Source organism: Luteolibacter luteus, from assembly GCF_012913485.1.
GTDB classification, from domain to species: Bacteria; Verrucomicrobiota; Verrucomicrobiia; order Verrucomicrobiales; family Akkermansiaceae; genus Haloferula; species Haloferula lutea.
Genome location: NZ_CP051774.1, coordinates 3958010 through 3979369, shown reverse-complemented (window position 1 = coordinate 3979369; position 21360 = coordinate 3958010). Strand labels below are relative to the sequence as shown.

Here is a 21360-nt window from a genome sequence, read left to right as displayed (position 1 = left end):
AACGGGAGCGGTTGCGGGATTGTTCTGGCAGGGAGATCCAGAACCGGCGCGATTGGGTTTTCGACGGAGTGATTTCGGGTTCTTGATCGCTCCCGCCGCTGGCATGTTTGGGTCCGTGCAGAACGGAGGAAGGATCTCTTCCATCCTAAGTCAGCCGTCTTCAGCGGCTTGTATCCACTAACCTGCCATTTGTATCTTTCCGCCGCTTCCCACGTTAACTGAAATTCCAGCAAATCTTCCTTATATGCTCAAAGTAAAGAAATTGCCCCTCAAAATCAGAATTACACTCACCCTACATCCAAACTTATTTCGGACAATACTGCCGCATATTACCCTGATGATTTCGCCACCCCGCTGTCGCTGTCATACAAATAACAGACATCCGAAGGCTTTAAATAACCCTATCGGGGGAGATGAATTATAGCAAACCGTGTCCTCGATTCACGCGCACCACCTTGAATTGGAACCTGCGGATAAGACCCTGCCCTGACCCGTTTATTCCATCCTTCCTCGCCTGCTTTGTTAGAAGCTCCGACAAAGCCGCAAAAGAAGAAGTCCGCACCCGCCTTGCGACAGGTGCGGACTCGCCATTGAAAACCTCAGGGCGAGGCAATAGTTGCGCGCGCCTGAAGGAATCCTTTGCCAGCCAACCCGTCCGATGAGACGAGGCGGAAGGTATGGAGTTCATACGCCGGATCTCCGGAAGCCGCGGAGGATACCCGCTCCACAGCATCGGTGAAGGACGACAGATCCTGTGAGCCTTGGATCGTGTAAGTTACCGATCCCACTGTCGCCACCTGGCTTCCATTGGCTCCTGCGGCAAAGATGGCACCCGCTCTCACCGGAACGGTCAGCGTCAGCTCACGCTGGCTATCGCCATTGGTATCCGCCAACGAGGAAACGATGCCACCCCGGTCCGCACCATTTTCCGGATCGCCGTTGAAGGCGAACTCGGTGAGGTTATCCACGCCATCTCCATCCGGATCTCCCGTCGCCGTAGCTGCGGTGCCGCCGGAGTTTGCCAGCTTGTCGGCTTCCCAGGCATCATCCATCCCGTCCCCATCCGCATCAGCACCAGAACCAGCGCTGCCCATCCGAACGACGGTCAGGCTTTCAACCACAGGGAACTTGTGAGCATTCCCGGTATTCCAGTCCGCCCCGAAGAAGCCGACCGTGAGATCGGTGAGGCCGTTGAGGAAGCCCGGTTGCTCGGAAGGAGTGATGTCCACGCCATGTAGCGAGAGCGCCCAGACACCTCCAACCCGCGAAAGCTCTGCGGTCATCGGACGAGCGGCCGCCAGTGAATCCTGATTGCCCGGGAAAACCGCGGCGGAGTCATTGTCGCCGTTCGTGTTCACCCCGAGCGAGCCATTCACGCCGATGCGCCCGCCGCGAACCAATTGCGTGGAGCTGGCACCGGCGAAGATGCCGATCTGGTCCGCGCCACCCATTGCCGGCGTATTCACGAATTTCACCCGGACCTTGAAGTCCTGGCCGCCTGTAAAGCCGAGCGAGGAAAGATTGATGCCAAGGGCCGCCATGTTCGACATGAACTGCTGGCCATTGAAGTCCGTCGTCTCGGTGCGGAAGGTGAACGTGCCGGTGCCCGACGTGTTCAGGTTGATATTCGGATCGTTCGGCAGGTAGGCGGGATTCGTGCCGGTATTCGCCAGGCGAACTAGTCCGGTCGCTTCCGCATCCACATCGGAGATCGTTCCGGCATCACCTGCGGTGGTGAAATCCATGAAGCTTACCACGTCATCGGTTCCGTCACCATTGACGTCGGTATGCTTCGAGGAAGCCAACTTCGGATCCGATGTTGCTTGGTACTCCTGAAGGTTCGTCGAGCCGTCACCGTCGAAGTCATCCGCGGCACCCTGGCTCGTGATGTCACCGAAGTGCTGGATCTCCCAGCGGTCGTCCAAGCCATCACCATCCACGTCACCATTGGTGGAGCTGTTGGAAAGCGGGTCTTCGGGATTGGTGTTGTCGAGATACTCCTGCAGGTCGATCACGCCATCGCCATCGAAGTCGCCGAAGCCATCGCGATCGGTATTCGTGAAGTGAAGCATTTCCCAGCCGTCAGGGATACCATCGGGTGCCGCTTCAAATTCAGGGAAGACGAGCCGGTTGTTCGGGTCGGTGTTCGCCACGTATTCCTCGTCATTTGCAGTGAAGTCGTTGTCCGGATCGTCGAAACGTCCTTGGGCCAGACTTTGGAAATGATCCTGTTCCCACTGGTCAGGCAGCGTGTCGCCATCGGTATCACCGGGCACCGACGCTTGGTTCTGTGGATCCGATCCCGCTTCGTATTCAAGAAGGTTGCTGAAGGTGTCGCCGTCGGGATCTCCCGCGGCACCGTTTACCGGATCTCCGGCGACGCCGTTGTTGTTCGGATTCAGGCCATTGTCGTTCGGATCGAGACCGTTCTCGCTTTCCCAGGTGGTCGGCAAGCCGTCTCCATCGCTATCGCTCGCGCCGAAGGCTGCGAGGAACTGGCCAGGATCAAGCGCCACATCGCTAATGCGGACTTCATCGATCCCGCCGTCCCAGCGATCTCCATGATCCTGATTCGGATCATCGTTGGTGCCATAGCGGCCGCGACCAACGGTCCACCCCCAAGGCTGGCCCGTACCATCGTTGCCGGGATTGATCAGCGCGGGATTGCTGCTGCCGCTTACATCGGTCGATGCCACGAGGGCATAGGCACCGGTGCTGCCGGTCTTCTTGTAAAGCTTCAGTGTCACACCATCGCAGGTCGCCGCGAAGTGATACCAGGTCGCACTGCTCATCGCCGTCGGGTCCAAGGCCTCATGTGCGACGCCGCTGGCATCCACATAGGCGATGCGGAACTGGTTGTTCGACATCTTCTGGAAATAGAGCGCCGCGTGTGCCGCCTCGCCCGTCTTCAGATCGTTGCCCTCACGACCCACCACGGTGCGAAAGCCATCGAGCACATCGGTATAGCAAGATGCTTCGATGGTCCACGCAAGCGAGGTCCAGGTATCGAGGTTCGTGCCGGTGGGCGCGGACTGATTGGACCAAGTGAAGCTGGCTGGATACGCACCTGAGTTCTCGATATACCAGCCATTCGCCTCGCCCGTCTGCGGCACGGCGGTGAAAGGCGCACCCGCAAGCGCGGGGCGGTAGACGTGCCCGGTGACGTTGTCGTCCCAAGTGTAGAGACGGTTCCCGTTGCCCGAGAGGTCAGGCACCGGAACTCCGGCAGCCTGAACAGCGGCCCGGCTATTGGTGTCCTGAACGAAAGCACCATTGGTCGGAAGGGTGGCACCCTCCCCTTCGAATCGCCAATAGGCGATGGTATTCGCGTGAAGCGACGAAGCCACAAGGGCGCACGGTAGGATCGGAGCCCAGGCTACGCCCGGGATACGGTTCTTGGATTTCATGAGTTTGATCGGGGTAAACCGGCCCTGGGTCAGGGACCGGGCGAAGCGGGATGCTGCCTTTTTCCGCATTTCGCGGGATCGGGCGCCGCTTTCCGGCGGATCGGAAAGCGGTAGAATTCCGTCTCTTACCTGTGGACCATATCAGTCAGTACGCTTGTATCCGCGCACCATGGCTTGGTATCTTTCCACCAAACGATGGTTTCCATCCTGTAATACAGATTCACCCAACCGCTTTGCCGTGAGAACATAGTTATCACCTTTCCCAAGGTCTCTTACCCACAAGTCAAACGGGTTTTAATTTGAGATTAGCTTTCAATATGCCGATTCGGCATTTGAGGCCGCAGAATTCGCACCACCAAATCCGGCTTTGCCAGTCTCGACCCGTCTCCTAACATCCTGCCGGTGGACGAAGCCCGGGACGAAGAGCAGCGGGAGCCGACGCGGCGCGAGTGGACGGGCTACTGGAGCATGATTCTCCAGCAGACCCTGAATGCCTTTAACGACAAGGCCGCCCAATTCCTGCTGATCCCCCTCGGAGGGTGGCTGATGGGAAAGGCGTCGAAGGTTGAGTTGGTGGCCGGCTTCCTGATTTCCCTTCCCTACGTCCTCTTCGCTCCCCTTGCAGGCTGGCTGAGCGACCGCTTTTCAAAGCGCAATGTCATGATCGGCTCGGCGATCGCACAGCTTGCCATCCTCGTCTCGCTCTGCGTGGCGATCGCGATGAAGAACTTCAGCCTGGCTCTTGCCGGTTTCTTCGCGCTGGCAGTTCAGAGTGCTTTCATCAGTCCGGCAAAGCTGGGCCTGATCAAGGAGCTGGTAGGCTCCCGCCACCTCGGCTTCGCCAGCGGGGTCCAGCAGATGGCAGCAATGCTGGCGCTGCTCAGCGGACAGATTCTGTCCGGCTTCATCTTCGATCGGCGGCTGGATCGCTTGGACGATGGCTGGCAGGCGGCCGCAGGCCCCCTGCTGGTGATCGCGTCAATCGCCGTCTTCGGACTGCTGTTTTCCTGGTTCATCCCGCGCACCCCCAGCGGCGCGGCGGAACCGCTCACTGGCATGCTGGCGGTGCGACACTTCCGGCAGCTCAAGGACCTCTGGCGCGATCCCGTCCTGCGGCGGACTTCTTTCGGCATCGCTTTCTTCTGGGCCTTCGCCGGTTTCATCAACCTGTGGTCCATCACCGTGGCCAAGGAATTGACGGGCGGTGGTAGCGGCTTCGGCAGCATGGCCTCGCGCTTCATGATCGCCGCCTCGCTGGGCATGGCCGGCGGATTTGGAGTGGCCTCGCTGCTCATGAAGCGGCGCATCGAACTCGGCTGGGTGCCGGTCGCAGGCATTGCGATGACGGCCAGCACGCTCTTGCTGGCGGTGCCCCATCCGGCGAGTACGGCATTCCTCGTACTTCTTGCCCTTACCGCCTTCTGCGCCGCGATTTTCCTGACACCGCTGAATGCCTTTTTCCAAGACCGCTGTCCCGCGGGGCAACGCGGAGAACTCCTCGCGGGGGCAAATCTCCAGGATTGCCTTGCAGGAGTCATCGTGGTGGCGGCCCTCTACTTCATCGGATCGGCCCGCACCGCGTTGGACGACCCGTGGTGGCTCGGAGTACATTCCCAACTGCTGCTCGCCGCGATCGCCTGCGGCCTCGCCACCATCTTCATCGCGAAACTGATTCCGGCGGATCTGGTGCGGGTGATCGGGCTGACCATCCTGCGCCTTTTCTACCGCGTGAAAACCGCGGGAGAATCGAACTTCCCGGCCAAGGGCGGCGTTCTCCTGTTGCCGAACCACATCACCTGGGCGGATGCCTTTTTTCTGACCGCGGCCTGCCCGCGTCCGGTGCGCTTCGTGATGGAGCAGAGCTTCATGGGCACGGCGGCAATCCGGGTCTTCTGCCAGCTCTTCGACACCGTGCCGATTTCTTCTGCAAAGCCCCGTGAGGCGCTGAAGATTTCCGCAGAGGCACTGAAGGAGGGCCACGTCGTCTGCATCTTCCCGGAGGGACAACTGACCCGCACCGGCACCCTGCACGAACTGAAGCGCGGTTTCGAACTCATCGCCCGCCAAGCCGGCTGCCCGATGCTGCCCACCTGGACCGATGGCGCCTGGGGCTCGATCTTCTCCTTCGAAGGCAACCGCTTCTTCACGAAGTTTCCGAAGCGCCTCCGCTACGGCATCACGGTCGGCTTCAGCAAACCGATCCCGCCCGCGGAAGCGGACATCGATCTGGTGCGCCACCGGATGATGGAAGCCTCCGCCTTGGCGCTTGATGTCCGCGTCGGGATGTTCCGCGGCACCCGACGCGCAGCCCGCGCCAACGGCCTGCAACTCGCCCAAGTGAACGCCCTGCCCCGCGGTGGTGATTTCGGCGTGCTGGAAGGCGACCCGCTTCCCGGTTCCCTGCCAGGCCTCGTCGAATTCCAGCGCCTCTACCGCGCCATCCCGCGCGAATCCTTCGCCGCCGATGCCTCCTCGGACATCCACTGGCTGGGAGGCGATGCCCTGCGCTCACAAATCGAAAAGTCGATCCCCTCCCCCACGACAGGCGTCTTCTTCGATTTCAGCCACCGCGCCACGCAGCCGCTTGATCGCTCTGACTGGATCCATTGTCCCTGCCTGGCCATCGATGGCGTCATCGTGGCCATGTCGATGCCCGACCCGCCGACACCCCGCGAAGGCAGCAAGCCACAGGTCGGCCGGAAAGCGGGATCCTTCGGCATCCTCCTCCCCGGCTTCGCCATCGAGGAAACCCCGGACGGACCGATCGCCCGAGGTCCCGCCGCTCCCGAAGGACTGAAGCTTCCGCCTGGCTACGGCCTCGATCAGGAAGGATTCGTCATTCCACGAAACGACGGCAAATGAAGGACTTGGAGCAGCTTTTCCCCGCTTCTCGATTTCTCTCGGAAAATCGGGTTGCCAAGTCCGCGGTCGGCCCCTAGGGTGCGCGCCCTTCCGCTTAGGGCAGGTGTCAGAGTGGTCGAATGAGCACGCTTGGAAAGCGTGTGTGCTAGCAATAGTACCGAGGGTTCGAATCCCTCCCTGTCCGCGGTAAGATTTTCCCGTTTCTCAGAGCGCCCCTACCTCAGGGCAGCTCACCCCTACCCCGAGTCCAGGGAGGGATGACAATCCTTGCTGAGCCCTGCGAAGCCGGATTTGAACGCGGCGGAAGCGCTAGCGCCATCCACCGCGACAAAGCCGTAAGTCCTATCGTCGCAGAAATCAGCGGATGTTGCCGTTTAGCCCGTTCGGGAAGAACAGGCCGGAGGAAGCGTTGACGCCGCCATAGACGATGTTCAGCACTTGGTCGGTGGTGCGGCTGAAGGCGATGGAATTGGCATCTGCAGGAACGATATTCGCCAACCCTCCCACCGTGACTCCCTGATCAAGGGCGTTCGATCCCGAAGGCTGGTTGTCGAGCGAAGCGCGAAGGGCCGAGATGGCATTGGCCGTGTTCTGGGCCGTGGTGCCAGCTTGGTAAATGAGGGTGCGGATGGTGCCCGCGTGATAGGCCTCCACTCCAAGTATCCCTGCTGCCGCCTCAAGGTAGGCTTTGTTCGACACCAGCGGGCTTGCTCCTTTGTAAGCTGTAACGCCGACGTCCTCAAAGATGAAGGCACCCAGAAGGAAGTTAGCCTCGTTTGCAAAAGGATCGAAGTTGCCGATACCGAGAAGACCACCCAATGCATTGAAGCTATCGAGGAGATTGATCTGCGGCCGTGCGACTTGCCCAAAGCGGGTAGAATCCAGCGCGGTGCGAAGAAAGCGGACGTGGTTGGCCTCGTCTTGAGCGATCTCGTTGGCGTATTGCTGGACCGCGGCTGTTGTGAAAGTCACTTGGGGATTGGCCTTCACCACCACATCACCGGTCGTGCCATTGCCGTCGACTCCGATGCCGGCGGCCTCAAGACCTTGCCCGGTAGTCGCGCGCAAATAGTATTCCGCTTCCAGGTATTCGAGGTTCAGTGCGAAATTCAGGATGTCGGCATCTCGCTTTGCTTTCTTGTTCCCAAGTCCAAAGGCAAAACCGAAACCAGAGGCAGCCTCTGCCTCGGGCATGGTGGAACCTAGGGCGGCAGCACCTGCGCCCAGCCCAAGGGAGCGGAGGAAGGCGCGACGTCCCCCGCGCGGAGTGAGGCCAAGTGAGGAAACGGGGAGCCCTGAGTCGGTTGTCGTTTTCATGGATTTTGAATTAGGCCCTCATCGAAACGGGAGGGATCGATTCGCACCATTCCCCAAGTCCCATGTTCGGCCATAAAGAGATGGGACCGATAGTGCATAGGGGTATTCTCCCACCGTTACGAAATCCGCTTAGACTACAATCCGCCGGACTATGGATAAGACCGGCTTCCGCTGCCCCGAAGCCGTGAAAGCGGGAAATCTTTGCGCAGATCGCGATCGCGGCTTGTGAAAAACGCCGCCGATCATGGGAGCACTCCCAAGAACATCCTCCTTCCTCTGCCCCTCCTTTTCTGAGCGGTATCACGCCGTGGGCGTTTATACACATCTTGAGCTAAAGAAGGCGGATGGAAAAAACGAAAGCATCATGATGAAGGGAGGCTGCGTCGGAATGCTCTGGCTCGCCTGCTTTCGCCCTTCGGACATCATCAAGGGAGGAGACGGAGGTTTCGACAGCACCTCCCAAATCCGCTGTGACATCGAAACCGCCCGCAGCCAATTCGAAGAAGGCCTCGCGCTGCTCCGCCATGCGTTCCCCGACACCGATTTCGACATCGGCGAAAAAGGGCTTCCTGTGCCCTTTCCAAAACGGGTGCCCGGGGTCTCGGCATTCCGCGAGTTTCTCGCTACACCGGACGCGGTGGCGGCCGAATTGGATTTCAACGAGCCCTGCATCTATCACGCGGAATTCCCGGACTACCTGCTACAAGCCCTCCTCGGGTTCTGGCAGCCCGAGATCAAAATCTACCAACCCGCGCCCGATCGCGGCGAAGCGTGGAGACGCCCCAATCCCGGGGTGATGACATGGGACGGCGCGATCAGGGCCATCACCATGGGCATGGACAGCGTGACCTATCATCCCCCCAGCCTCTCCATCCAGCGCTCCCCGTTCTTGTATACGGAGGATGAGTATCTGAACCACCCCCAGTTTTTCGCCTGACATAGCAGGAACAGCGATCTTCTCACCGCCGCCGGACCATCTTTACGAACTCCGACAGCGCCTGGTTCGTGCTTCGCCGCGGCCAGGCAAACTTGTATTGATACTTCGGCAGACGCCCCTTCAAAGGTATGAACCGCACGCCGAAGGTCGCCTGCGCCGCGATCCTCGCGGGGAAAAGGGAAACGCCAAATCCCGCGGCCACATAGTTCAGGACTGTGGCAGCCCGATCCGTCTGGCCATGGATCCGCGGCTCGAATCCCGCCTTCTGGCAAAGCCTCACCAACCACGGATTAAAGATCGGCGCATTCGCCTGCGCCGTGAGATAGATCGCCTCATGCTTCAAGTCGGGGAGGCGCAACACCTCGTGCTTGGCCAGCGGATGATTCTCCGGAACCGCCGCGACCAGTTCATCTTCCGCCACCACGATTGTCTCTAGTTCCGGATCCGGAGAATCCATGGCGAGGCCGATGAAGCCGCAGTCCAAGATACCCGCGAGCAGCCTCTCCCGCTGCTGCGTCGGCCCCAGCTCGTGCAAGACCAACTCCACGGCGGGATAGGCGGCCCGATAAGTCTGCAGCAGGCTCGGGAGCAAGGATTGGCTCAAGGTCCCGATGAAGCCGATGCGGAGCGTGCCTGTCTCACCCCGTGAGCGGCGCTGCGCCTGCAGCACCGCATCCCGCGCATCATCGAGGATCTCCCGGACCCGATGGAGAAAGAGCGCCCCTGCCTCGGTCAAAGCCACACCATGGGTATTCCGATCCAGAAGCCTTACCTCCATCTCCGACTCCAGGTCTGCGATCGTCCGGCTCAAGGCCGATTGAGCCACATGCAGCCTCTCCGCGGCACGGCTGAAGTTCAGCTCTTCGGCTACGGCTTCAAAGGCGCGGAGGTGGCGAAGTTCCATCGGGGGATGCTTATCTAAAAATACGCTAACCACAATAGAATCATTCAATTTCCGCGATAAGCGCTCACATGGCAGTCTCGCTCCGTGATGAATCCTCAGAGATTCAATCCGAACAAAAAACAACGAGCCAACTGACTCATGAAAATCACAAATCAACTCCTCGCCCTCGCCACGCTCAGCCTCTTCACCGCATCCCCCGCAGCCGCCCAGAGCAACAGCACCCACGAATTGGAAGTCATCAACCAGCTCTCCACCCGATCGGCCGTTTCATCGATGCCGGTTTCCCAGTTGCTCAACGCCCCGGGGAATGAAGCACTCAAGGCCTTCTTTTTCACCCCGGTGAAGGACAGCAGCGCCCTCAAGGGAAAGCGCATCGCCGTTCTCGCGGCGGACGGCTTCGAGGAAATCGAGCTCACCGGCCCTGTTTGGTATCTCAAGGCCCTCGGCGCCCAAGTCGACATCGTCGCCCCGAAGTTCAATCCGGCCCCGGCCCGATACGGCCTCAGCACTCCTGAAATGGCAAAGGATCACATCATGGCCATCCAGTATCTCAATCCCGTGGGCTGGGTGAAAGTGGACCGCACCGCTGACCAGATCAAGGTGAGCGAATACGATGCCGTCTTCATCCCCGGAGGAGCGTGGAATCCCGACAACCTCCGCTACGACAAGGACGTGATCCGCTTCGTCCAAGAGTTCAACAAGTCCGGAAGGCTCATCGCTGCCATCTGTCATGCTCCGCTCGTGCTTGCCTCCGCGGACATTCTGAAGGGCAAGAAGCTCACCGGATACTGGAACATCCAGAGCGATCTCACCAATGCCGGAGGGCAAGTGCTCGAGCAAGCGGTCGTCGTGGATGGCAATCTCATCACCAGCCGCCACCCCATCGACGTCGCGGACTTCTCCGTCGCCGTGAAGGATTGGCTGATCGCCCGCTGAACTTTTCCGGAGAACAAACCGTCTAACCCCTCCTAGGACCCATGACACCGAAACTCTTCACACCCTTGTCCTTCGGTCGCCTCACTCTGCGCAACCGCATCGCCGTCTCCCCGATGTGCCAATATCAGGCGATCGATGGTCTCCCAACCGATTGGCATCCGGCCCACTACCTCTCGCTCGCCCGCGGCGGTGCCGGCCTCGTCGTTGTCGAGGCCACCGCAGTGAGCCCGGAAGGACGCATCACCCCCGCCTGCCTCGGACTCTGGAGCGACGCCCACGCTGCGGCGCTCAAGCCGATTGTCGATGGCATCAAGGCAGGTGGTGCGGTCCCAGGCATCCAGATTGGACACGCCGGACGGAAGGCTTCTGCCAACCTGCCATGGGAAGGTGATGACCACATCCCCGCAGCGGATCCCAGAGCCTGGGAGACGATCGCCCCTAGCCCGGTCTCCTATGGCGACGGCCTTTCCCGCGTGCCGCATGAGATGACCCGTGCGGACATCGAGCGCGTGAAGGAGGACTTCGTGGCGGCCGCGAAGCGTGCCCGCGACGCAGGCTTCGAGTTCCTCATGCTCCACTTCGCGCACGGCTATCTCGCACAGAACTTCCTCTCGCGATGGTCAAATCAGCGCACGGATGATTATGGCGGCAGCATGGAAAATCGTGCCCGCTTCCTTCTTGAGACACTCGAAGCCGTTCGTGCCGTCTGGCCCGCGCATCTGCCGCTTGCAGCTCGGCTCGGCGTGATCGAGTTCGATGATCAGGATGAAGAAACGGTCGCGGAATCCATCGCCTTGGCAAAGCGCTTCAAGAAACTCGGCCTTGATTTCCTCGATGTCAGCATGGGCTTCTCGACTCCCGGGGCAAAGATCCCTTGGGGACCGGGTCAACTGCGCCAGATCTCCAAGCGTGTGCTCGAGGAATCAGGTCTGCCCGGCTCCACCACTTGGAACATCAATACCCCGGCCTTGGCCGAAGAGATGCTGCAAGAAGGCGCGGCCGACCTCGTGATGATCGGCCGACCGATGCTGGCCAATCCCCACTGGCCTTTCATGGCCGCTCGGGAGTTGGGCGTGCAGAACCCCTCTGCTGTGCTTCCGCCTTCCTATGCCCATTGGCTCTCCCGCTATCACTTCAACTGAATCCTCCCATGAAACCGCAATCGAAAGGAATGAACTGGTCCGGACAGCGCGTCCTGATCACCGGAGCCTCGAGCGGCATCGGTGCTGCGATCGCCGAAGCTGCCGCGAAGCGCGGTGCCGAACTCATCCTCGTCGCTCGCTCCGCCGACAAGCTGGAAGCCGTCGCCGAGGGAATCCGCCGCCACGGAGGCACTGCCACCACGCATCTGTGCGATGTCAGCGATGCGGAACAAGTGGCCCTCCTCGCCAATGAAATCCAGACTCCCGACGTACTCATCAACAATGCTGGCGCGGGCCGCTGGAAGCCCTTGGTGGAGACCAGCCCGGAAGAGGCCGCGGCCATGATGGAGGCCCCTTATCTCGCCGCCTTGTACATGACGCGCGCCTTCCTTCCCGCGATGTTCCAGCGCCACAGCGGCCTCTGCCTCTTCGTGAATTCTGCAGCCTCCCAGCTTGCATGGCCCGGTGCCGCTGCCTACACCGCGGCACGTTGGGCAGTCCGCGGCCTCTTCGAAGCCGTGCGCGCGGAAACCACCGGCACCGGCGTCCACGCCGCCATGGCCACCTTCGCCAAAGTCTCCAGCGACTACTGGAAAAACAATCCCGGCAGCGAGGAACGCGTCCCCGTCGCCCAGACCTCAGTCCCTATCCTCAGCCCTCAGCAAGTCGCGGAAGCCATCTTGGATGGCGTGGCCGCAGGCCGCGAGGAAATCGTCGCCCCATGGCAACTACGGCTCAAGTTCTTCGCAAACCGGCTCTTCCCTTCGATCGTCCGCCGCGAGATGCTGCGCGTGAATTGAGGCACCCTCACCATCTATAGCTCGATCTTGCTCCGCCGGATTTCCCGCGAGGGCACGATGAGAGGATTCACCGGACTGCTGATCGAGTCTCCGACCATCCAGTAGAGCCGCTTCCTCCAATCATCCGGAAACTTCTTCCCGGACAGATCCACCGGGAACTCCGTCGCATGCACCGCACTGCTGATGTGAACCGTATGAAGATAGACATCCCCTTGGATCGTCTCCGCCTTCACTCCCGCGATCCAAGCCCCCGGCGTACCCTGCTTCACGGTGACGCGAAGCGTATCGCCCTCGGCCCGGACACTGCGGATCGTCGGGCGCTCCGGATAGGGCGCATCCACGACAGTGAGCTTGCGTGGCACGATGCAGGACACAAGCGGAAGCGACACGAGGGAAAAAAGGAGAAGTCTCATCTCGGGAATCTTGGATAGAACTACGACGCGCGCTGATTCCAAGCAAGATGCAACAGGCCGTCGCCGCTCAACAGGTCCCGTTACCACCTTCGATCCATTTACCCTTACGGTTCCCTTCGGCTAGGTAGCGACTCCTCGTTCAGAGGAATCCCCTCCCTACTGCCATGAAAAGAATCGCGTTGTCTCTTGCTGTGCTGGCTTTGGCGGCCTTGGCACCGGCAGCTGAAGTTCTTCTCCAGAACCAGCCTCCCCGTTTCGACAACCAAGGGAGATTCACCTTGGAAGTGGATGTGCCCGCGGGCTCGCGGCATGCCTTGTTGGAATCCCTGGTTCCCGGGCCACCCGCATCATGGCGACCTTTGGTTGCGGGAGCCATTGATGGCCGCGCGGCCGAAGTCACGTTCCGACTGCCGGCGAATTACGCCCCCAAGCAAATCGTTCGAGCGAGAACCGGCCCGGAGACCACGGTCCCTGCAGCAGAACTGAATGACCCCTCGCTTTTCACCGTGAGTTACGAAAGCGGCATCGGCGAACAAGTGAAGATCGACTTCCTTCGCGATGCCGCCGTGAAGATGCGAGAATGGGCCACGCTCCCGCGCGCCGAGTCCCAAGCCCAGCTGATCGCTTGGGCGAATGCCAACCCTCTCGTGGCCGAGGCCGTGGTCTCGATGCCCGCGGACAATATCTCGATCCGATTCACCGATGGCGACATCTGCATCCTGCTGAATCCCCAACGTGGCTCCGTAGCCCTGACTCCCCAAATCGCTCCGGCAGGCACCTACGACACTCAGCTCCTTCCAGAACAGCGGGCTACCGCGCCTCTGGAAATCCCGGCCAAACAAAGCAACCAGATCACTTCCCTCAACAACTCGGGACTCGGCATCCCTGCCAGCAAGCACGCCGTCACCGCGCATTCGCTGGAAGCGATCTTCCCGGATTCAGCACCGACCATCGGCGGTTGGCTCACGTCGGCAGGTTACGACGTGAGAACCCTCAGCGGCACCACCGTCGCCACCGTCAAAAGCTGGTCGACCTCATCGAATCCCCTCGGAGTGCTCTTCTGGCAGGTTCACGGCTGCTCGTTCAAAAAAGAGAATGGCACCGAGTCCGTGGCACTGGTCACCCGCCAATACGCGAGCGAAGCGCTTAGCAAGGGAGATTACAAGGAGCTGCGCGATAGCCGACAGGTCCTCTTGGCAGCAGATCTCAACCAGACCGTGCCCTACTACACGATCACCAGTGATTTCGTGAGGCAACACATGCACTTCGCGGCGAACTCCCTGGTCGTGATCGATGCCTGCTACGGTTCGAATGAAGATCTCGCCAAGGCCTTCATCGCCGCCGGTGCCGGATCCTACGCGAGCTGGGACTGGGAATCGGGCAAGCTGAGCGGTGAGCCCTGCCGGAAGATCTTCGACCGCATGCTGGGCACGAACGAAGAGACACCCGTCTCCACGGTAAAGGAGCGCTCCTTTTCCCAGCCAATCGTCCAGACGTGGATGTGGCGGAAAAAGTACGATTTCGATCCTAGCCCGAAGTATCCCGGCCAGACGCGACCCAACGCGACGCTGATCTGGAAGCACCATGCCACGAATCCCTCTCACATCCTGAAGCCGACGATCCTCCGCATCCTCAATCAAGGCCTGGGTGGAACGCCAAGCGAGCGATTCAGCACTCTTTGGCTCGAGGGCGACTTCGGCGATGATCCCGGCGAAGGGAAGAGGAACGTCATGTGGGGCGGGCAATTGCAACAGGTGCTCAAGTGGGAGGGCCTTGGCCGGATCTATGTCCGTGTTCCGAACCCTGCACCGGTCGGCAATGTCCAGGTGACGGTCAATCGCGGCTACAACTCGAAGAGCAATGAAGTGCCGATCACCCAGTGGACGGTTCCTTTCACCTGGGTCTACACCGACGCCGGAAGCCTGACCGAGAAGATGGATCTGACCGTGAAGTTCCGCGGCGATATCCATGGCGAGCGCATCTACCCTGAAGACCCCGTCTCCTACTCGAACGTCAAATTCTGGTGCATCGCCGATTGCAGCGGCACCCTCAGCGCCTCCGGCGTCTATAGCCCGATGGAAGGAGTAACACTCACCTATAGCGGGGGCTCCAACATGAAGTCCTATGACATGGCGACCCAGCAGGTGCCGGACGGACACCTCATCACCAATACCGGGGAGATGCGCGGCGATGGCACCTTCTTCAATTTCCACCTCGATGCCGGTGGGATGTACAAGGCGACCTACAAATACGTCCTTCCGGATGGCGGCACGATGTCGCAGGTGGTCGACAACCAGTCCGGATTCAGCAGCGACGGCTACTTCGTTCCCCTGCCGAGCTTCAATTCCACATACGTCTTCAAAGCGGGCAACAAGACCATCCCCCGAGGCTCCGGCTCGGCCACTCTTTCTTGGCCTGCGACTGGTGCCGTAGCGATTCCCACGGTTGATACAGCCCGTTAGGAAGCACCCTCGTAGCAAAATGCACGGAGCTACGCGAAATCCTGCAAGTATTGCACGATGCAATGGCTAATCAGCCGCTGTCAGCCGATCCTATCTCATTGGAAATGAGTCAAAGCGCCGCTTGGGCACGAAATCAGGTAGAGAAGGGAGGGAGCCCCAAAGCTCCGAGACCCTAACCAAACTGATGTATCGCCCTAACGAATGAAGTTCGAGAGAGCCGAAATTGCCACCATTCTGGCTGCACTGCAGCTCTATCGGGAATCCGGATACGGAAACCCCGACATGTATCGGTGGATCTCTCAGAGAATTCTCTCAGTCGCCACTTGGTCCTTCACGATTGATCCCCTCGAGGACGACGGAATCGAAGCCCTGATGAACCGCTTCCGCGACGACGGAGAATATCCCTCCTGATCCGAAAAATCCGAAATCCAGCGGTCGCTCCCGTGGGGCGATCGTTTCGGCGTCTCCGGGATTTACGAATTCCAGCGGATCGGCTTGGACGCCGGAATAGGAGCCGCTTATGAACGAAGCATGTTCGGCATTCACGACTTCGGGGTCTTCATCGGGGCCTGCATCGTCCTGACCCTGACTCCGGGACCGGATACCCTCTACATTCTAGGGAGAAGCATCGCCCAAGGCCGCGGCGCCGGCTTGGCTTCCCTGCTCGGGATCGCCACCGGCGCGGTCGTTCATACCTTTGCCGCAGCCTTCGGCCTCTCCGCGGTTTTGGCAGCCTCCGCCTCGGCTTTCCTTTTCGTAAAGTTGGCCGGTGCAGCCTATCTGGTTTACCTCGGGATCCGGATGCTCTTTAGCAAGAACTCGAAGGCGGCAATCCCGGAGACCTTTTCCAGCTCCAGTTTTCACGCGATTTACCGGCAGGGTTTCCTTACAAATCTTCTCAATCCGAAGGTCGCTCTATTCTACCTCGCTTTCGTGCCCCAGTTCATCGCGGCCGATAGCCCGAACAAATTCGCCGCCTTTGTGGCTCTGGGCTTCTCCTTTATCGCGGTCGGCACGGTCTGGTGTCTCTGTCTGGTGTGGTTCGCGTCCTTGATCGGAGACCGTCTCCGGGGAAGCTCTACGGTCTCCGAAATGCTGAATCGCGCTGCCGGAGCGCTTTTCGTCGGGCTGGGAATCCGGCTAGCCACCAGCAGATAAGATGGCTCTCGGGGCCATGTCGCACTGCGACAAAGTGGCGCCAAGCTGTCGCAGCCAGTCGCGACGTTTTGTCGCAATCACAGCCCGCCACTCGGCACCGGGAGGCGCATGACAAAGCCGTATCGTGTTCATTTTCAGATGAACAAGGCACTTTCCCGACCACTGGCACATGGGATGCGAAAGGCGGGGCATAGAATTAGTCCGCTTCATCGAAGCGCCATCCAATCTCCAACCCACCCACATTTATGTCCAAGATTCTCGGTATCGACCTCGGCACGACGAACTCCTGTATGGCTGTCATGGAAGGCGGCGAGGCCATTGTGCTCGAAAACTCCGAAGGAGCACGCACCACCCCGTCCATCGTCGCTTTCACGAAGTCCGGTGAGCGCGTCATCGGTCAGGCCGCCAAGCGCCAGGCCGTGACCAACCCCAAGAACACCATTTTCTCCGCCAAGCGTCTGATCGGCCGCAAGTTCTCGGAACTGTCCGAAGCAGACAAGAAGATGCCCTACACCATCGTGGCCGCCGCCAATGGCGATGCCCACATCGAGGTGGAAGTGGCTGGCGAGAAGAAGACCTACTCTCCGCAGGAAATCGCCGCCATGGTGCTCGGCAAGCTGAAGGCCGATGCCGAAGCCAAGCTGGGCGAAACCATCACCGATGCGGTGATCACCGTTCCTGCCTATTTCAATGACTCACAGCGCAATGCCACCAAGGCCGCCGGTGAGATCGCGGGCCTGAATGTCCGCCGCATCATCAACGAGCCGACCGCTGCGGCCCTCGCTTACGGCCTCGACAAGAAGTCGGACGAGAAGATCGCCGTGTATGACCTCGGCGGTGGCACCTTCGATATCTCCGTGCTGGAAATCGGCGACGGCGTCTTCGAAGTGCTCGCGACCGATGGCGACACCCAACTCGGCGGTGACGACTGGGATAACGCGCTGATCGTTTGGATCGTCGGTGAGTTCAAGAAGGACCAAGGCATCGATCTTTCCAGCCAGCCGGACGCGCTCCAGCGCATCAAGGAAGAGGCGGAAAAGGCGAAGATCGCCCTCTCCTCCAGCCAGTCCTACGATATCAGCCTGCCCTTCATCACGGCGGATCAGACCGGTCCGAAGCACATCCAGCTCACGCTCACCCGCGCCAAGCTGGAACAGCTGACCGATTCCCTTTTCGAGCGCACCAAGAAGCCGGTCCGCGATTGCCTCAAGGAAGCCGGTGTCTCCGCCGCAAATGTCGACGAGCTCGTGCTCGTCGGCGGCATGACCCGCATGCCGAAGGTGATTGAAGTGGCGAAGGAACTCGCCGGCAAGGAGCCACACCGCGGCGTGAATCCGGACGAAGTCGTGGCCATCGGTGCCTCGATCCAGGGAGGCGTGCTCAAGGGTGACGTGAAGGATGTGCTCCTGCTCGATGTGACCCCGCTCACGCTCTCGATCGAAACCGAAGGCTCCCGCGCCACGCCGATGATCGAACGCAACACGACGATCCCGGCGAAGAAGTCGCAGGTCTTCTCTACCGCTTCCGACAATCAGCCGGCCGTGGACATCCGCATCAGCCAAGGCGAGCGCCCGATGTTCAACGACAACAAGCTTCTCGGTAACTTCAAGCTCGAGGGCATCGCCCCCGCCCGCCGTGGCGAGCCGCAGATCGAGGTGACCTTCGACATCGATGCGAACGGCATCCTTCACGTCTCCGCGAAGGACAAGCAGTCCGGCAGCGAGAAGAAGATCTCCATCCAAGGTTCCTCCGGTCTCTCGAAGGAAGAGATCGAAAAGGCCAAGCAGGAAGCCGAGTCCCACGCCGAGGAAGACCGCAAGCGCGTGGAAATCGTCGACACCAAGAACAAGGCCGAGAACCTTGTCTTCCAAGTCGAGAAGCAGCTCTCCGAACTGCCTGCCGAAGCCCCTGCCGAACTGAAGTCCGGCATCCAGGCAAAGGTGGACGCCGTGAAGGACGCGATGAAGAACGACGACCTCGACGCGATCAAGAGCAGCACCTCCGCGCTCGAAGCCGCACTGCAGGACCTCTACAACGCCGCACAGCAAGCGCAGGCTTCCATGGGTGGCAATCCGGGTGCCGGCGGTGGAGACGTGGACGTGCAGCCCGGTGACGCCGGCCAGTCCTCCGAGCCACGCCAAGCCAAGGGCAAGGTGGTGGAAGCAGAAGTGGTGGACAAGTAAACGCGCCGTTTCATCTAGCCGCTTCAGCCTTCACCCCGCGCCACGACAACCATGAGCGACCTCAATGATTCGGCAGCCGTATGCTTCCGCACGGGATGGATCGACCACCTCGGTGGCCACGCCCTCCTGATCGGAGCCTGCCAGCACGAAGGTGAAGGCTATCAGGGCAATTCCATGGTCCGGGAGTATCTCGTCGTTTTCCCCGACGAGACTCCTTGGATCGCCCAGCGCATCGTTGACCAATCGCTCTACGGCGGACCTGGCATTCCGCTCCGGGAAGCCGTGACCGAAGCCCGCCGGCTGGTGTCCGTCGCCAAGTCGGCACTCCGGGCCAAATTCTCCAGCCAGCGCCTTGCGTTGTGCGAAGAGATCCGGGACGCGATCGCGGAAGGCGAAAAGGTGGACTTGGACGACATCATCGAGATGCAGGTGTTCGGCTTGCTCGGGCCGCACTTCCAGAAAATCGCCACGGAGACCTCCATCCGCTCCCTTGCAGAGCTGGTGGAAATTACCATGCAGAACGCGAAGTCATACCAACGGATCACTTCGTTCTAAGGGTTGGATTCGCAGCCAACGGAATCCCGCCACTTACAAATCCAGAAATTTCACCATCCGGCGTCTCGATCAGAAATTTGACCTTCATTTGAGACGTCTCTTCGAATCCGTTTCCCCGGCTTCGAGATCCAGAAACAACTTTCCGCGCTCTCCCAAGGAAGCACGGTTTCTCAACCAACAACGCAAACCAAACCAACCATACCACATGGCCAGCATCAAACCACTCGGTCAACGCGTGCTCGTGAAGCGACTCGACGCCGAAGCCATCAGCGCCGGCGGCATCGTTCTTCCTGACACCGCGAAGGAAAAGCCCCAGGAAGCTGAAGTCCTCAGCCTCGGCACCGGCGGCAAGGATGAAGATGGCAAGACCATCGAGTTCACCGTGAAGGTGGGCGACAAGGTCCTCATCTCCAAGTACGGCGGTACCGAAGTGAAGATCGACGGCCAGGAAGTGCTGATCATTTCCGAGTCCGACATCCTCGGCATCGTTGCCTGAACCCTCCCACATCAACTCTCGAAACAGACCACCTATCATGGCCAAACAATTGCAATTCGACGAATCCGCCCGCCAGGCCCTGCTCCGCGGCGTGGAGAAGCTCGCCCGTGCCGTCAAGGCGACCCTCGGCCCGGCCGGCCGCAATGTCATCCTCGACAAGAAGTTCGGTTCCCCGACGATCACCAAGGACGGTGTCTCCGTCGCCAAGGAAATCGAACTGGAGTGCCCCTATGAAAACATGGGCGCACAGCTGATCCGCGAAGTGTCCTCCAAGACCTCCGACATCGCCGGTGACGGCACCACCACGGCGACCGTGCTTGCCGAGGCCATCTACAAGGAAGGCCTCCGCAACGTGACCGCCGGTGCCAACCCGATCTCCCTGCAGCGCGGCATCATGAAGGCCACCGAGGCCATCGTGGCTCAACTCAAGGCCATCTCCAAGGACGTCAACGACACCAAGGAAATCGCCCAGGTCGCCACCGTCTCCGCCAACTGGGATTCCGAGATCGGCCGCATCATCGCTGAGGCGATGGACAAGGTTGGCAAGGACGGCACCATCACCGTGGAAGAAGCCAAGGGCATCGAAACCAACCTCGACGTCGTCGAAGGCATGCAGTTCGACAAGGGCTACCTCTCCCCGTACTTCGTGACCAACGCGGAGACGATGGAAGTGTCCCTCGACAACGCTTACCTCCTGATCAACGAGAAGAAGATCTCGTCCCTCAAGGACATGCTTCCGCTGCTCGAGAAGGTGGCCAAGACCGGCCGCCCCCTCCTCATCATCGCGGAAGACGTGGAAGGCGAAGCCCTTGCCACCCTCGTGGTGAACAAGCTGCGCGGCATCCTGCACATCGCAGCCGTGAAGGCTCCTGGCTTCGGCGATCGCCGCAAGGCCATGCTGGAAGACCTCGCCATCCTCACCGGCGGCAAGGTCATCACCGAAGACCTCGGCATCAAGCTGGAGTCCGTCGAGCTGGCTGACCTCGGTTCCGCCAAGCGCGTCACCATCACCAAGGAAAACACCACCATCGTCGAAGGCGCTGGTTCCAGCGACTCCATCAGCGGCCGCGTGAGCCAGATCCGCCGCCAGATCGAAGACACCACCAGCGACTACGATCGCGAGAAGCTCCAGGAGCGCCTCGCCAAGCTCGCCGGTGGCGTGGCCGTCATCAACGTCGGTGCTGCTACCGAAACCGAGATGAAGGAAAAGAAGGCCCGCGTGGAAGACGCCCTTCACGCCACCCGCGCTGCGGTGGAAGAAGGTATCGTTCCTGGCGGTGGTACCGCTCTGATCCGCGCTCAGGCCGCCGTGGGTGACCTCGGCCTCTCCGGCGACGAGAAGACCGGTGCTGGCATCGTGGCTCGCGCCATCGAAGCCCCGCTCCGCCAGCTGGCTGCCAACGCCGGCCGCGAAGGCGCACTCATCGTCGAGCGCGTCAAGAACGGTGCTGAAGGCTACAACGTCGCGACCGACAAGTACGAAGACCTCATCGCTTCGGGCGTTGTCGATCCGACCAAGGTGACCCGCTCCGCCCTGCAGAATGCCGCGTCCATCGCCGGCCTCCTGCTCACCACGGAAGCCCTGATCACCGAGATCAAGGAAGAGAAGCCCGCTGCCGGTGGCCACGGCCACGATCACGGCATGGGCGACTTCTAAGAAGCCCCGCGGCCCACGCCGCAGATAGCTTCAGCCAAATTCAAAAGCCGGACGGGAAACCGTCCGGCTTTTTTTGCTCCATCCGGACCAGACATTCCTTTTGCGCATCCGGCCCTCTCACGCTGAAACTC

Annotated in this window: 16 protein-coding genes and 1 tRNA gene; 13 read left to right on the top strand and 4 right to left on the bottom strand. The window is 60.4% G+C overall.

Annotated features, from left to right (window positions below; translation table 11 throughout):
* Nucleotides 1-599: 599 nt before the first annotated feature.
* Nucleotides 600-3407 (bottom strand): LamG-like jellyroll fold domain-containing protein, encoded by a 2808-nt coding sequence (locus HHL09_RS16395; RefSeq protein ID WP_169455699.1) that lies wholly within the window; start codon nucleotides 3405-3407, stop codon nucleotides 600-602.
* 402 nt (nucleotides 3408-3809) lie between these two features.
* Between HHL09_RS16395 and HHL09_RS16390 the strand changes: the two genes are divergently transcribed.
* Both HHL09_RS16390 and HHL09_RS16385 read left to right on the top strand, forming a co-directional pair.
* Nucleotides 3810-6269 carry an MFS transporter gene (locus HHL09_RS16390; RefSeq protein ID WP_169455698.1) on the top strand — a complete coding sequence of 820 codons (2460 nt, stop codon included), beginning with the start codon at nucleotides 3810-3812 and terminating at the stop codon, nucleotides 6267-6269.
* Nucleotides 6270-6366: 97 nt separating this feature from the next.
* Nucleotides 6367-6453: transfer RNA gene (locus HHL09_RS16385), tRNA-Ser, on the top strand.
* A gap of 173 nt (nucleotides 6454-6626) precedes the next feature.
* On the opposite strand, the gene HHL09_RS16380 is transcribed toward HHL09_RS16385, so the two are convergent.
* A complete protein-coding gene (locus HHL09_RS16380) occupies nucleotides 6627-7586 on the bottom strand; it encodes a ferritin-like domain-containing protein (RefSeq protein WP_205760863.1) in 960 nt (319 codons plus the stop codon).
* 364 nt (nucleotides 7587-7950) lie between these two features.
* Between HHL09_RS16380 and HHL09_RS16375 the strand changes: the two genes are divergently transcribed.
* Nucleotides 7951-8523, top strand: a complete 573-nt coding sequence (locus HHL09_RS16375) for a hypothetical protein (protein WP_169455697.1) — start codon at nucleotides 7951-7953, stop codon at nucleotides 8521-8523.
* A 22-nt stretch (nucleotides 8524-8545) separates the two neighbouring features.
* Here the strand turns inward: HHL09_RS16375 and HHL09_RS16370 are convergent, their stop codons facing one another.
* Entirely contained in the window at nucleotides 8546-9427 is an 882-nt protein-coding gene (locus HHL09_RS16370) for a LysR substrate-binding domain-containing protein (protein WP_169455696.1), read from the bottom strand.
* A 138-nt stretch (nucleotides 9428-9565) separates the two neighbouring features.
* Between HHL09_RS16370 and HHL09_RS16365 the strand changes: the two genes are divergently transcribed.
* From HHL09_RS16365 to HHL09_RS16355, 3 genes are read left to right on the top strand one after another with little or no spacing between them, the layout of a single operon-like run.
* Complete coding sequence (locus HHL09_RS16365; protein ID WP_169455695.1) at nucleotides 9566-10363, top strand: DJ-1/PfpI/YhbO family deglycase/protease; 798 nt, start codon at nucleotides 9566-9568, stop codon at nucleotides 10361-10363.
* Nucleotides 10364-10404: 41 nt separating this feature from the next.
* Nucleotides 10405-11505, top strand: a complete 1101-nt coding sequence (locus HHL09_RS16360) for an NADH:flavin oxidoreductase/NADH oxidase (protein WP_169455694.1) — start codon at nucleotides 10405-10407, stop codon at nucleotides 11503-11505.
* Nucleotides 11506-11513: 8 nt separating this feature from the next.
* Complete coding sequence (locus HHL09_RS16355) at nucleotides 11514-12305, top strand: SDR family NAD(P)-dependent oxidoreductase (protein WP_205760862.1); 792 nt, start codon at nucleotides 11514-11516, stop codon at nucleotides 12303-12305.
* A 14-nt stretch (nucleotides 12306-12319) separates the two neighbouring features.
* Here HHL09_RS16355 and HHL09_RS16350 read toward each other — a convergent pair whose 3' ends face one another.
* Complete coding sequence (locus HHL09_RS16350; RefSeq protein ID WP_169455693.1) at nucleotides 12320-12718, bottom strand: hypothetical protein; 399 nt, start codon at nucleotides 12716-12718, stop codon at nucleotides 12320-12322.
* A gap of 164 nt (nucleotides 12719-12882) precedes the next feature.
* On the opposite strand from HHL09_RS16350, the gene HHL09_RS16345 reads away from it, so the two are divergent.
* From HHL09_RS16345 to groL, 7 genes are all read left to right on the top strand, one after another.
* The gene (locus tag HHL09_RS16345; protein ID WP_169455692.1) at nucleotides 12883-15180 is read left to right on the top strand and encodes a hypothetical protein; all 2298 of its coding nucleotides are present in this window, start codon (nucleotides 12883-12885) and stop codon (nucleotides 15178-15180) included.
* Between the two features lie 201 nt (nucleotides 15181-15381).
* Nucleotides 15382-15591: a hypothetical protein gene (locus HHL09_RS16340; RefSeq protein WP_169455691.1), complete on the top strand. Its 210-nt coding sequence runs from the start codon at nucleotides 15382-15384 to the stop codon at nucleotides 15589-15591.
* Nucleotides 15592-15711: 120 nt separating this feature from the next.
* Entirely contained in the window at nucleotides 15712-16338 is a 627-nt protein-coding gene (locus HHL09_RS16335; RefSeq protein WP_169455690.1) for a LysE family translocator, read from the top strand.
* A gap of 245 nt (nucleotides 16339-16583) precedes the next feature.
* Nucleotides 16584-18521, top strand: coding sequence for a molecular chaperone DnaK (gene dnaK / locus HHL09_RS16330; RefSeq protein ID WP_169455689.1), 1938 nt, complete (start codon nucleotides 16584-16586; stop codon nucleotides 18519-18521).
* A 51-nt stretch (nucleotides 18522-18572) separates the two neighbouring features.
* Nucleotides 18573-19076, top strand: a complete 504-nt coding sequence (locus HHL09_RS16325; protein ID WP_169455688.1) for a hypothetical protein — start codon at nucleotides 18573-18575, stop codon at nucleotides 19074-19076.
* 205 nt (nucleotides 19077-19281) lie between these two features.
* The gene (locus HHL09_RS16320; protein ID WP_169455687.1) at nucleotides 19282-19572 is read left to right on the top strand and encodes a co-chaperone GroES; all 291 of its coding nucleotides are present in this window, start codon (nucleotides 19282-19284) and stop codon (nucleotides 19570-19572) included.
* Between the two features lie 34 nt (nucleotides 19573-19606).
* Nucleotides 19607-21229 (top strand): chaperonin GroEL, encoded by a 1623-nt coding sequence (gene groL, locus HHL09_RS16315; protein ID WP_169457777.1) that lies wholly within the window; start codon nucleotides 19607-19609, stop codon nucleotides 21227-21229.
* Nucleotides 21230-21360 lie beyond the last annotated feature (131 nt).

Bases quoted from the DNA above. Each gene is read 5' to 3' on its own strand.
- HHL09_RS16395 (WP_169455699.1), bottom strand. From the start codon at position 3,407: ATGAAATCCAAGAACCGTATCCCGGGCGTAGCCTGGGCTCCGATCCTA.
- HHL09_RS16380 (WP_205760863.1), bottom strand. From the start codon at position 7,586: ATGAAAACGACAACCGACTCAGGGCTCCCCGTTTCCTCACTTGGCCTC.
- HHL09_RS16375 (WP_169455697.1), top strand. From the start codon at position 7,951: ATGATGAAGGGAGGCTGCGTCGGAATGCTCTGGCTCGCCTGCTTTCGC.
- HHL09_RS16370 (WP_169455696.1), bottom strand. From the start codon at position 9,427: ATGGAACTTCGCCACCTCCGCGCCTTTGAAGCCGTAGCCGAAGAGCTG.
- HHL09_RS16365 (WP_169455695.1), top strand. From the start codon at position 9,566: ATGAAAATCACAAATCAACTCCTCGCCCTCGCCACGCTCAGCCTCTTC.
- HHL09_RS16360 (WP_169455694.1), top strand. From the start codon at position 10,405: ATGACACCGAAACTCTTCACACCCTTGTCCTTCGGTCGCCTCACTCTG.
- HHL09_RS16355 (WP_205760862.1), top strand. From the start codon at position 11,514: ATGAAACCGCAATCGAAAGGAATGAACTGGTCCGGACAGCGCGTCCTG.
- HHL09_RS16350 (WP_169455693.1), bottom strand. From the start codon at position 12,718: ATGAGACTTCTCCTTTTTTCCCTCGTGTCGCTTCCGCTTGTGTCCTGC.
- HHL09_RS16345 (WP_169455692.1), top strand. From the start codon at position 12,883: ATGAAAAGAATCGCGTTGTCTCTTGCTGTGCTGGCTTTGGCGGCCTTG.
- HHL09_RS16340 (WP_169455691.1), top strand. From the start codon at position 15,382: ATGAAGTTCGAGAGAGCCGAAATTGCCACCATTCTGGCTGCACTGCAG.
- HHL09_RS16335 (WP_169455690.1), top strand. From the start codon at position 15,712: ATGTTCGGCATTCACGACTTCGGGGTCTTCATCGGGGCCTGCATCGTC.
- dnaK (WP_169455689.1), top strand. From the start codon at position 16,584: ATGTCCAAGATTCTCGGTATCGACCTCGGCACGACGAACTCCTGTATG.
- HHL09_RS16325 (WP_169455688.1), top strand. From the start codon at position 18,573: ATGAGCGACCTCAATGATTCGGCAGCCGTATGCTTCCGCACGGGATGG.
- HHL09_RS16320 (WP_169455687.1), top strand. From the start codon at position 19,282: ATGGCCAGCATCAAACCACTCGGTCAACGCGTGCTCGTGAAGCGACTC.